This is a genomic window from Sphingomonas sp. Ant20 (genome assembly GCF_000783375.1).
GTDB lineage: Bacteria > Pseudomonadota > Alphaproteobacteria > Sphingomonadales > Sphingomonadaceae > Sphingomonas > Sphingomonas aerolata.
In genome coordinates this window covers 1-10962 of the sequence record NZ_JRVI01000122.1, presented here as the reverse complement: position 1 = coordinate 10962, position 10962 = coordinate 1, and the positions used below count along the sequence as shown (strand labels likewise).

Sequence of the window (10962 nt, the reverse complement as noted above, 5' to 3'; positions counted from 1 at the left end):
GACCCCCTCATGATGCTCGCCCTGTTGATGATCGCTGCCGGTGCGCCGTCCGCCGGCTTCCAGGATATCGCCGCGCTCGATCGCGCGGTCTCGGCATTCACCGGCCGGCCGATCGGCGCCGAGGGTGGCGCGCGGACGACGGTCGATTCGCGGTTGCGGCTCGCGACGTGCCCGACCGTCGCGATGTCGTGGCGGACCGAAGCGCATGACGCGGTGGTCGTCGCCTGTGCCGGCCCCGCCTGGCGCATTTTCGTCCCCGTCATACGCCCGGCCTCGGCCCCCGGCGCGACGCCCGCCACGACCCGTGCGGCCTATGCCCCGGTCGTGAAGGCCGCCCCCCGTCATCCGCCGCGGCGATCCGATCGTGATCGAGGCTGGCACCGACGGCTTTTCGATCAGTCGCGAGGGCGTCGCGCTGGCCGATGCCGCCCCCGGCGCACGCTTCATGGTCAAGGTCGACGACACCCGCACCCCGGTCCAGGCGATCGCGGTCGCCAGCGGCCGCGCGACCCTGCCCGGCTGGACGAATTAATTTTGTTAAAGCTTTTCGCACGCCGGCCGTTTCTCCCTCTGTCAGCAAGAACCAGAGGGTGCAGACATGGTGGAATCGATCGGCTCGAAGCCGTTGACGGGAGGCGAGCGCAGCGTCGCGCGCATCGCCGCGACGACGCCCGCCCAGCCGGTCGCCCAGCCCCTGGCGCAGACGCCCGACCGTGCGGTCGAGGCCGAACCCTCGGCAACCTCGTCGATCGCGCTCGCGCGGACGATGGCCGCCGCAGCCCCGATCAACGAAGCGCGCGTGGCCGCGGTCAAGAAGGCGGTCGCCAACGGCACCTTCCCGATCCTGCCCGCGACGATCGCCGACCGGCTCCTCGCCTTCAAACTGGAATGGGCACCGAATGACCCGGCGTGACGCCCTAGTGCGCGTGATCGACGCGCTGCATGCCGAGATCGCGGCGCTAAAATCCAACGACGTGGCCGGGCTGGAACGCGCGACGACGCAAAAGCTCGACGGCATCAATGCGGTCGCAACGCTCGGTACCGGCCCTGCCGGTCCCGAATTGCGCGAGCTGGCGGACGAGGCGAACCGCCTCAACGAAACCTGCCGCATCTATACCAACCTGATGGCGGCAAATGTCCGCCGCCGCCTGCAAACCTTGACCGGCGAGGGCGGCATTGCCGGCTATCGCCCGCGCATGGGTGCGGCCTACGCCTGATCCGCGCGGCCGGGCAAGATCTGGCACGCCCCTTGCTGTGTAGTGTCCTGAAACAGGGACATTACTCGCGGGATGACCGTCAATCCTATCACTACCGGCCGGATCCAGTCCGCGATCGCGCTTGCGAGCAGCAAGACGGGCGTGGATTTCGACTATCTGCTCGGCCAGGCGAAGCTCGAAAGCGGGCTTAACGCTAATGCCAAGGCGGGCACGTCAAGCGCGTCGGGTCTGTACCAGTTCATCGAACAGAGCTGGCTCGCGGTCGTCAAGAAGCACGGCGCTGAGCACGGGCTCGGCTGGGCAGCCGACAGCATCGGCCAGTCGTCGGGCGGGCATCTGGGCGTCGCGGATGCGGGCACGCGTCAGGCGATCCTCGCGCTGCGCAACGATCCCGCCGCCGCCTCGATGATGGCGGCCGAACATGCGTCGGACAACAAGGACGCGCTCGAGGGCAAGCTTGGCCGCACCGCGACCGGCACCGATCTGTATATGGCGCATTTCCTGGGGCTCGGCGGCGCGTCGAAGTTCCTGACGACGATGCAGGCCAATCCCGACGCGAGCGGTGCCGCGCTGTTCCCCTCCGCCGCGCGCGCCAATCGCGGCGTCTTCTACGAGTCCAACGGTACGCCGCGCTCGCTGTCGGCAATCTACGAGCGATTCTCGACAAAGCTCGGCGCCGCCGCCGCGGGCGCGACCGGCTCGGCCACGACCGGCTCGGTCCAGTTCGCCGCGCAGGCGCTCGACATGGACGGCAGCACGGTCGTCACCGGCAACAATGAAAGCGCCGAGGACGCGCTCGCCTGGGCGACGTCGACGATGGGCCGGTTCGGCACCCGGAACGCCGGTTTCAATGGGGGCCAGACCTCGGCAAGCCTGTTGCGGCCGCGCCCGACACCGCGCGGCTCGCCTATCTGATGCTCGCGAAGATGGGTGGCTGAACCCATGAACCGCCTGCTCTCCACGCCCGTGCATCGGTCCTGCCGCTCGCGATCCTGATGCTCGTGCTCGTCATGGTCGTGCCGATCCCGGCATTCATGCTCGACATCTTCTTCGTCGCGAACATCGCGATCAGCCTTGCCGTGCTGATGGTCGCCCTGAACGCGCAGAAGCCGCTCGATTTCTCCGCCTTCCCGACCGTGCTGCTGTTCGCCACGCTGTTCCGCCTCGGCCTCAACGTCGCCTCGACGCGGATCGTGCTCGTTCACGGCCATGAGGGCGAGAGCGCGGCGGGTCACGTCATCGAGGCGTTCGGCACGTTCCTGATCGGCGGCGACTACGTCGTCGGCATCTTCGTCTTCGCGATCCTGATGATCATCAACATGATCGTCGTCACCAAGGGTGCGGGCCGCGTCTCCGAAGTCAGCGCGCGCTTCACGCTCGACGCGCTGCCCGGCAAGCAGATGGCGATCGACGCCGACCTGAACGCCGGGCTCATCACCCCCGACGAGGCGAAGGCGCGCCGCATCGAGGTGTCCACCGAGGCCGATTTCTACGGCTCGATGGATGGCTCGTCGAAGTTCGTGAAGGGCGATGCGGTCGCCGCGATGCTGATCCTCGCCGCAAACATCATCGGCGGGCTGATCCTGGGGCCCGTCAGCCACGGCATGTCGATCGCCGACGCCGCGCACAACTACATCCTGCTCGCGATCGGCGACGCGCTCGTCGCACAGCTTCCCTCGCTGATGCTGTCGATCGCCGCAGCGTCGATCGTCACGCGCGTCACCTCGGACAAGGATCTCGCCGGCCAGATCGGCGGCCAGTTCGGATCCCCGCGCACCTGGACGCCGGTCGCGGTCATCCTCGCGCTGCTCGGCGTCCTGCCCGGTATGCCGCACATGGTCATCCTGCCCGCCGCCGCGATCGCCGGGTTCGCGGCCTGGAAGCTGCGCCAGATCGAGCGTCGCCCCGCCCCCGTCGTCATCGCCCCCGTCGAGGCGATCGACCAGTCGAAGATCGGCTGGGACGAGGTCACCGACGGCATGCAGGTCAATCTCGACATCGGCTACGGCCTGGTCCCGCTGGTCGACGACCGCCGCGGATCGCCGTTGATGGGCCGCATTACCGGCGTCCGTCGCCAGCTGTCGAAGGAACTGGGCTTCGTCGTGCCGCAGGTCCGCGTCCGCGACGACATCAACCTTGCCCCCTATGTCTACCGCATCATCGTCAACGGCGTCGTCGTCGGGGAGGACACCGTGTCGCCCGACGACATGCTCGCGCTCGACACCGGCCAGGCGTTCGGCTCGCTGATCGGCAAGACCACCAAGGATCCGACTTTCGGGCTCGACGCGACCTGGATCTCGACCGCGGACGCGGATGCGGCGACCGGCGCGGGCTATCTCGTCGTCGATCCCGGCACCGTGGTCGCGACTCATCTCAATCACCTGCTCGGCCAGACTGCGTCCGAGCTGCTCGGCCCCGACGAGGTCCAGGCGCTGCTCGACGGGCTGAAGGAGCGCGCGGCGCAACTCGTCACCGCGCTCGCGCCGATCCCGATCACCACGTTGACCCAGGTCCTCAAGGGCCTGCTCGCCGAGAACATCCCGCTGAAGGAATTCCGCAGCATCGCCGCCGCGATCGCGGTCGCCGCCCAGCGCAGCCAGGATGCCGAGGAGATCATCGAACTGATCCGCCCGCGTCTCGGCGCGCTGATCATCCAGAAGCTGTGCGGGATGCGGGAGCCGCTCCGCGTGATGACGCTCGAGGGGCATCTCGAAGGGCTGCTCGGCCAGGCGATGCGCGCCGACCAGTCGCGCCGCCACGTCATCGAACCCGATCTCGGCCGCCGCATCGTCGAAGCGCTGCAAAATGCCGCGCAGCCGCTGATCGCCGAGGCCAAGCCGTTCGCGCTGGTCGTCCAGCCCGCGATCCGCCTCGCAATCCGCAAGCTGGTCCGCACCTGCCTGCCCGACACCCCGGTCATGTCGTTCTTCGAAGTACCCGAGGACAAGGCGGTCGAGGTCGTCGCGGTCATCGGCGCACCACAGCAGGCGCTGGCCGCATGAGCGCCGAACCGATGATGGCGGCGTTCGACAAGGCCCGCCCCGCGCGCGCCGGCGAAATCCCGACGGGGCCCCTCACCTATCGTCCCCAGCAACGCCCCAGCGGCGACCCCGACCAGCTCGTCAAACAGCATCTCGCGATGGTCCGCCGGATCGCTTGGCACGTCCACGGCAGCATGAGCAGCATCGTCGAGGTCGAGGATCTGGTGCAGGTCGGGCTCGTCGCGCTGGTCGAGGCCGCGGCCGGGTTCGAGGAGCGTGGTACGCCGTTCAAGGCCTATGTCGCGACCCGCCTGCGCGGCGCGATGATCGACGAACTGCGGCGCCAGGCGACGACGACGCGCGGTGCGATGCGCCGCCGCCGGCAATATGCCGACGCCATTTCCACGCTCACCGCCCAGACGGGCAAGGCCCCCGGAGACGCCATGATCGCCCAGCATATCGGCGTCAGCATCGACAAGCTGCGCAGCGACTATGTGACCGCGGACGCGATCCGGTTCGATTCGATCGACGAGGTCTATGCCGACGACATGCCGTGGTTCGCCGACGACACCCCCGACGCGTTCGAACAGCTCGCCGACAGCGACCTGCGGGACGCGCTGATCGCCGCGATCACCGCGCTGCCGGAACGCGAGGCGCAGGTGATCCAGCTTTATTATGTCGAGGAGATGAACCTCGAGGAGATCGGCGCGGTCTTCGACATCGGCGCCGCCCGCGTCTGCCAGATCAAGGCATCCGCGCACGCGAAACTGAAACGCGCGCTCGCCCGCAAGGTCTGACGTACCCCTCATCCTCCCCCCGCCAAGGGGGAGGTGGCAGGCGCAGCCTGACGGAGGGGGCGGAAAGGGAAAACCGCTGTTGCGTGTCCTCCCCGCTCCGTCGCCTTTGGCGCCACCTTCCTCTGGCGGGGGAGGATAGAGCGTATGAACATTGCCGATGATGTGTTGCCCGCGAATCATCCCGCCGCCGCGCGGATGCGCGCCGCCTCTCCGATCGCCATTGCGAAAATAGCGCAAGGCAACCCTCGCTCAGCCGACCCGCTGCCATCCCAATGCACAAAACCCCGGCGGCCTTGAGGCCACCGGGGTTCGCTGCGCCCCGTTTACCGGGAGGCGATCCGACTGGCGCCGGCACCCGATCGGGGGCCGGTGCCGGCGCCGGGATCGGATTACTGAAGCAGCTTCAGCACGCCCTGCTGGCTCTGGTTCGCCTGGGCGAGCATCGCGGTCGACGCCTGGCTCAGGATCTGCGCCTTGGCGAGCGCCTGCGTCTCGGCCGAAAAATCGGCATCCTCGATGCGGCTCTTGGCGTCCGACAGGTTCGTCGAGTTTGACGTCAGGTTGTTGACGACCGACTCGAGGCGGCTCTGGCCTGCACCAAGCGATGCACGGGTTGTCGACACCGCGCCGAGTGCCGTGTCGATGAGGCCGATGGCTGCAGTGGCACCAGCGGCAGTGGAAATGTCTGCGTCTGTTGCAGTGCTGAGGTCAAGTCCAGTGATCGTCAGGGCAACTTGATCGGTGCTTCCCGCTCCGGTCTGGATATTGATTACCGTGTCCCCGGTACCAAACAATGCGACCTTATTAAACTTCGTATTGTCAGTGATGCTGGTGATCTGCGCCGAAAGCTCGGCAACTTCAGCCTGAAGATTTGCGCGATCGGTGTTGTCATAGGTCCCCGACGCCGACTGAACCGACAGCTCACGCATGCGCTGCAGCATGTTCGTGACCTCGCCGAGGGCGCCGTCAGCAGTCTGCGCAAGTGCAATGCCATCGTTCGAGTTGCGGACAGCCTGATTCATCCCCTTGATCTGCGCCGTCATCGACGATGCGATGGCGAGGCCTGCAGCATCGTCCTTGGCCGAGTTGATTCGCTTGCCGGTGGACAGACGCTCCATGGCCGTCGACAGCGCAGCGTTTGCGGTGGTCGATGCGCTAGCTGCGCGCAGCGACGAGATGTTGGTCCCGATAACAGTCATGATTAAGCTCCTTCATGCCGGCTACCCCGCCGCCCCCGTGGCGAAGGACCGAGCCGTCAGGATGGGTAACGGCCGCGCTTCTCCGGGCTTTAGGAAAAAAATCCGCCCTCCGCGCACCGGCGTGGCGCGCTCCCGTACACGCGCGCGCGAACGCGCCCGGAAATAGTTTGCCGCGACGCGGCACGATTTAACCGCGCCTTTACCCTCAAGGCCGCATTCCCGAATCGTCACAGGGGGACTTCATGCGCTCGATCTTTCCATCCGCTGCCGTCACGGCGCGCAAATATGCGCTCGTCTCGTCCCTGCGTGCACAGGGCTTCGGGATCGGATCGCTCGACACCGCACAGCCGGGCGCGAACGACCTGTTCCTCGTCGCCGAGGGCGAGCCCGTCGCCTACCCCGCGCGCACCGTCGTGATCGGCTCCGAAGGCCGCAGCGTCACCCCGTCGCGCAGCGGCGCGCCCGCGCGGATCGGCTTTGCCGCCGAGGATACTGCGGTCGGCAACGGCTTTGCCCGCGCGCTGATCGGCGGGCCCGACATGCCGACCGCCGCCGACCCCGAATCGCTCGCGCTGCTCGCACTCGCCGAGCGCGTCGCCGCCGCCGACATCACCGTGCTGATCAACGGTCCGACCGGCACCGGCAAGGAAGTGCTGGCCCGCGCGATCCACAATGGTTCGCCGCGCAAGACCGGCCCGTTCATCGCAATCAACTGCGCAGCACTCCCCGAATCGATGCTTGAGGCGATGCTGTTCGGCCACCAGAAGGGCGCGTTCACCGGCGCGTCATCGGGCGGTGAGGGCTTTTTCCGCGCCGCCAACGGCGGCACGATCCTGCTCGACGAGATTGCCGAGATGCCGCTGACGCTTCAAGCCAAGCTGCTCCGCGTGCTCCAGGAGCGCGAGGTCGTCCCGCTCGGCGCGACCGTGCCGCAGCCGATCGACGTCCGCGTCATCGCCTGCGCCAATCGCGACCTGCAGGGCGAGGTCGCCGCCGGCCGGTTCCGCGCCGATCTCTATTACCGGCTCGCGGTGTTCCCGCTGACCACCAAGTCGCTCGCCGAGCGGCCGCAGGATATCCCTGCGCTCGCCGCGACGATGATCCTGCGTCATGCCGGCAACCGCAACGTCATTCCCTGGCCGTCGCGCGCGGCGATCGAGGCGCTGATGCTGCACGACTGGCCGGGCAATGTCCGCGAGCTCGAGAACGTGATCCAGCGCGCGCTGCTGTTCTGCGGCGGCGACACGATCGAGGCGAGTCACATCCTGTTCGATCGCCCGGTGACGATGACCTTCGCCCCGCGCCCCGCGCCGGTCGTCGCGCCCATCGCCGAACCGCTCGTGCCCGTTGCCGCGACGCCCGCCGAACCGCAGACCGATACGTTGGGCACCATTGTCCAGATGAGCGAGTTCGCGGCGATCCGCGAGACGCTGAAGGCATGCGGCGGCAGCCGGATCGAGACCGCGCGCCGGCTGGGCATTTCGGAGCGCACGCTGCGCTATCGCCTCGCCAAGGCACGCGAACAGGGTGAGGACTTCGCCCGGGTGATGTCGGCATGAGCGGCGTCAGCGGAATCGGCGGCGGCGCGATGAGCGTCGACCGCGTCATGGCGCTGCGCTCGCAGATCCTCGAGCGCAACCAGGCACTCGCGCGTGCCAGCCAGACCGCCCCGACCATCGCGCCGACCGAGACGAAACCCGTCAGCTTCGGCGACACGATGGAAACCGCGCTGAAGAGCGTGAACGAGGGCCAGACCCAGGCCGCCAAGCTCAGCGAAAGCTATGAGCGCGGCGAGACCGTCGACATCGCCAAAGTGATGCTAGCGCGCCAGCAGGCGTCGGTCGGGTTCGAGGCGACGCTGCAGGTCCGCAACAAACTCCTGTCCGCCTACAAGGACATCATGAGCATGCCGGTGTAATGATATGAGCACTGCCCTCATCCCCGCTTCGTCGGCCAATGGCCTCCCCGAGAAATTCGCTAACCCGCTCAAACAGATAAAGTCCGCCTTCGCGCAGCCCGCGGTACGCCGCTCGCTGCCGATGGTGCTGATGATCGGCCTGATCGCCGCCGCCGCGCTCGCGTGGATGACGCTGTCCTCGCCGACGCAGAAGACGCTGTTCACCAACCTGCCCGATGCCGACAAGGCCGCGGTCACTTCCGCGCTGACGACCGCGAACATCAAGAGCCGGATCGACGATTCGACGGGTTCGCTGACGGTCGCCGAGGAGGATTACTCGCGCGCGCGGATGCTGCTCGCCGGCCAGGGCCTGCCCAAGGCGGCACCCGGTGGTTACGCGATCCTCGACCAGCTGCCGATGGGCGTCAGCCGCGCGGTGGAAGGCGAACGCCTGCGTCAGGCGCGCGAATCCGAGCTCGCCCGGTCGATCGAGGAGATCGACGCGGTCGCCGAGGCGCGCGTGCATCTCGCGACGCCCGAAGCCTCGGTGTTCGTCCGCGACAATGCCGCGCCCTCGGCCTCGGTGATCCTGAAACTGCAGGGCGGCCGGTCGTTGAGCGACGCACAGGTCGCCTCGATCATCAACCTCGTCGCATCGTCGGTACCCGGCATGAAGCCCGATTCGGTGACGATCGTCGACCAGATGGGCGCGCTGCTGACCAAGCCGGGCGGCGTCGACGGCGTCGGCGCGGCGGGCGACAAGCGGATCGAGATCCAGCGTCGCGTCGAGGACAAGTACCGCACCCAGCTGATCCAGCTGCTGACCCCGCTGGTGGGGGCCGGCAACTTCACCGCCGAGGTCCAGGCCGACGTCAATCTCGACGAGACCCAGGCGACGCGCGAAAGCTATGACAAGCAGGGCGTGCTGCGCGCCGAAACGGGCAACTGGACCGGCAACCAGAAGGACGGCGCCGCGACCCCGGGGGGCATCCCCGGCGCGCTCAGCAACACGCCGCCCGCCGCCAGCACGCTCCAGGCACCGCAGCCCGCGACCGGCAATCCCGGCATGCCGCCAGCCCGTCGCCGGCGGCCCCGCCCCCCGACGCGATGAAGCAGTCCGACCAGTATCAGCGCGCCTATGACCTGGGCCGCGAAGTGTCGGTGACCCGCGCCACCCCGGGCAGCGTCAAGCGTCTGTCGGTCGCGGTGCTGCTCCGCGATCCCGACAAGACGCGCCGCACCGCGATGGAGATCAACCAGATCACCGACCTGGTGAAGAGCGCGGTCGGCTTCGATCAGACGCGCAACGACAATGTGACGGTGATCAGCCGCAAGTTCGCCGGCGCCGATGCCGCCGCCGATACCGGCCCCGCCTGGTACGACAATGCGTGGCTGCCGGTACTCGCGCGCAACGGCACCGCGATCGTCATCGCGCTGCTCGTCCTGCTCCTCGGCGTTCGCCCGATCGCCAAGGCGCTGATGAAGAAGCGCGAGGACGCGACGCCGCGGCCCGCCTTCGGCCAGACGATCGAAGGCGCCGAGAGCGAGGATGCCGAGGCCCTGACCGGTCCGGTCGTCATCCCCCCCGGTCAGCCTCGACCAGCTCGAAAGCTCACGCGGCTATGACGAGCGGGTCGGCGCGGTCCGCGGCTTCACCCGCGACAATCCGACCCGCGCCGCGCTCGCCGTGCGCGACATGATCAAGGCGGACGCACGCTGATGGAGGGCTTGCGCACCTATACCGGCGTGGAACGTGCCGCCGTGCTGATGATGCTGGTGGGCGAGGACGAAGCCGCCGCGATCCTTCAGAAGCTCGACCCGGAGGAGGTCCGTCAGCTCGGCGCGGCGATGTTCAAGGTCGCCGATGTCTCCGAGCAGGAGGTCGAGACGGTGCTCGACGATTTCGTCGACCGCGCACGCGAGCGCACGACGATCGGCTTCGACCCCCGTCCCAAGATCGAGGCGGTGATGAACCGCGCGCTCGGCCGCGAAAAGGCCGAGAGCGTGCTCGCACGGATCACCCCGGCCGAGGCGGCGTGCGAGCTCGAACTGCTCGACTGGCTCGATGCGAGCGAGATCGCCGCGATGATCGAGAAGGAGCATCCGCAGATCGCCGCGGTGCTAATCGCCAATCTCGACGCGTCAGTCGGCGGCCAGGTGCTCGAACTGATGCCCGATGCGGTCCAGCCCGATATCCTCCACCGCATCGCCCGGCTCGGGCCGATCACGCCCGAGGCGGTCGACACGCTGCGCACGCTGCTCGCCAACCGCACCGGCACCGGGTCGAGCGGCCAGGGCGTGACGCTGGGCGGCACGCGCGAGGCGGCCAAGATCCTGTCGGGCGCGCGCAAGGCGACCGAACAGCGCGTCATGCCCAAATTGTTCAAGATCGACCGCGACGTCGCCAAGGCGATCGAGGAGGCGATGTTCGTGTTCGACAACCTGCTCGAGCTCGACGACAAGAATCTAGGCACGCTGATCCGCAACGTCGATGGCGAGATCCTCACCAAGGCGCTCAAGGGCGTCGACGAGGCGGTGCGCAACCGCTTCCTCGGCTGCATGTCGGCGCGCGCCGCCGACGGCATTCGCGACGAGATGGAGTCGCGCGGACCGATGCGGCTCGCCGAGGTGCTCGAGGCGCAGAAGGCGATGATCGCGACCGCACGCGGGCTCGCCAAGGACGGCACGATCATGATGGGCGGAGGCGAGGACGACTATGTCTAAGTTTGTCGGGGCATCCGGTTTCGTCGCGGGCTTCGCCGCGCGCCACGACACCGCGGCGCAGCTGCTCGCGCACGCCTTCGCGCCGCCAATGGGCTTTGCCGCTGCCGATATCCGCGATCGTGTCTCCGCCGCGCCGCGCCGGGCGAC

Annotated in this window: 11 protein-coding genes and 2 pseudogenes; 11 read left to right on the top strand and 2 right to left on the bottom strand. The window is 68.1% G+C overall.

Going from position 1 to position 10962, the window contains the following annotated elements; genetic code table 11:
• Positions 1 to 263, bottom strand: a 263-nt coding sequence (locus NI18_RS27165; protein WP_306286431.1) for a hypothetical protein, incomplete at its 3' end; no start/stop codon positions are given.
• A 101-nt stretch (positions 264 to 364) separates the two neighbouring features.
• On the opposite strand from NI18_RS27165, the gene NI18_RS27160 reads away from it, so the two are divergent.
• The 6 genes and pseudogenes from NI18_RS27160 (at position 365) to NI18_RS14435 (ending at position 4995) form a co-directional block, all read left to right on the top strand.
• Entirely contained in the window at positions 365 to 532 is a 168-nt protein-coding gene (locus NI18_RS27160) for a hypothetical protein (RefSeq protein WP_306286430.1), read from the top strand.
• Between the two features lie 66 nt (positions 533 to 598).
• On the top strand, positions 599 to 913 hold the full coding sequence (gene flgM, locus NI18_RS14455) for a flagellar biosynthesis anti-sigma factor FlgM (protein ID WP_031439844.1): 315 nt from the start codon (positions 599 to 601) through the stop codon (positions 911 to 913).
• Positions 900 to 1217, top strand: coding sequence for a hypothetical protein (locus tag NI18_RS14450; RefSeq protein ID WP_031394268.1), 318 nt, complete (start codon positions 900 to 902; stop codon positions 1215 to 1217). Before flgM ends, NI18_RS14450 begins: the two co-directional genes overlap by 14 nt.
• Positions 1218 to 1289: 72 nt before the next feature.
• Positions 1290 to 2155, top strand: a pseudogene (locus tag NI18_RS14445) (lytic transglycosylase domain-containing protein).
• A 57-nt stretch (positions 2156 to 2212) separates the two neighbouring features.
• A complete protein-coding gene (flhA, locus tag NI18_RS14440; RefSeq protein WP_052149215.1) occupies positions 2213 to 4219 on the top strand; it encodes a flagellar biosynthesis protein FlhA in 2007 nt (668 codons plus the stop codon).
• Positions 4216 to 4995: a FliA/WhiG family RNA polymerase sigma factor gene (locus NI18_RS14435; protein ID WP_031439847.1), complete on the top strand. Its 780-nt coding sequence runs from the start codon at positions 4216 to 4218 to the stop codon at positions 4993 to 4995. The genes flhA and NI18_RS14435 overlap by 4 nt, the downstream gene beginning before the upstream one ends.
• Before the next feature lie 389 nt (positions 4996 to 5384).
• Here NI18_RS14435 and NI18_RS14430 read toward each other — a convergent pair whose 3' ends face one another.
• Positions 5385 to 6194: a flagellin gene (locus tag NI18_RS14430; RefSeq protein ID WP_037530810.1), complete on the bottom strand. Its 810-nt coding sequence runs from the start codon at positions 6192 to 6194 to the stop codon at positions 5385 to 5387.
• A gap of 242 nt (positions 6195 to 6436) precedes the next feature.
• On the opposite strand from NI18_RS14430, the gene NI18_RS14425 reads away from it, so the two are divergent.
• From NI18_RS14425 to fliG, 5 genes and pseudogenes are all read left to right on the top strand, one after another.
• On the top strand, positions 6437 to 7753 hold the full coding sequence (locus tag NI18_RS14425) for a sigma 54-interacting transcriptional regulator (RefSeq protein WP_037530808.1): 1317 nt from the start codon (positions 6437 to 6439) through the stop codon (positions 7751 to 7753).
• Entirely contained in the window at positions 7750 to 8112 is a 363-nt protein-coding gene (gene fliE / locus NI18_RS14420; RefSeq protein ID WP_037530804.1) for a flagellar hook-basal body complex protein FliE, read from the top strand. The genes NI18_RS14425 and fliE overlap by 4 nt, the downstream gene beginning before the upstream one ends.
• Before the next feature lie 4 nt (positions 8113 to 8116).
• Positions 8117 to 9124 (top strand): annotated as a pseudogene (gene fliF / locus NI18_RS27155) (flagellar basal-body MS-ring/collar protein FliF); the annotation flags it as partial.
• Entirely contained in the window at positions 9037 to 9717 is a 681-nt protein-coding gene (locus tag NI18_RS27150; protein WP_306286432.1) for a flagellar M-ring protein FliF C-terminal domain-containing protein, read from the top strand. The pseudogene fliF and the gene NI18_RS27150, both read left to right, overlap by 88 nt.
• Before the next feature lie 93 nt (positions 9718 to 9810).
• Positions 9811 to 10815, top strand: coding sequence for a flagellar motor switch protein FliG (gene fliG / locus NI18_RS14410; RefSeq protein ID WP_031394705.1), 1005 nt, complete (start codon positions 9811 to 9813; stop codon positions 10813 to 10815).
• The last annotated feature ends 147 nt before the right edge of the window (positions 10816 to 10962 follow it).

Bases quoted from the DNA above. Each gene is read 5' to 3' on its own strand.
- flgM (WP_031439844.1), top strand. From the start codon at position 599: ATGGTGGAATCGATCGGCTCGAAGCCGTTGACGGGAGGCGAGCGCAGC.
- NI18_RS14450 (WP_031394268.1), top strand. From the start codon at position 900: ATGACCCGGCGTGACGCCCTAGTGCGCGTGATCGACGCGCTGCATGCC.
- flhA (WP_052149215.1), top strand. From the start codon at position 2,213: ATGCTCGTGCTCGTCATGGTCGTGCCGATCCCGGCATTCATGCTCGAC.
- NI18_RS14435 (WP_031439847.1), top strand. From the start codon at position 4,216: ATGAGCGCCGAACCGATGATGGCGGCGTTCGACAAGGCCCGCCCCGCG.
- NI18_RS14430 (WP_037530810.1), bottom strand. From the start codon at position 6,194: ATGACTGTTATCGGGACCAACATCTCGTCGCTGCGCGCAGCTAGCGCA.
- NI18_RS14425 (WP_037530808.1), top strand. From the start codon at position 6,437: ATGCGCTCGATCTTTCCATCCGCTGCCGTCACGGCGCGCAAATATGCG.
- fliE (WP_037530804.1), top strand. From the start codon at position 7,750: ATGAGCGGCGTCAGCGGAATCGGCGGCGGCGCGATGAGCGTCGACCGC.
- fliG (WP_031394705.1), top strand. From the start codon at position 9,811: ATGGAGGGCTTGCGCACCTATACCGGCGTGGAACGTGCCGCCGTGCTG.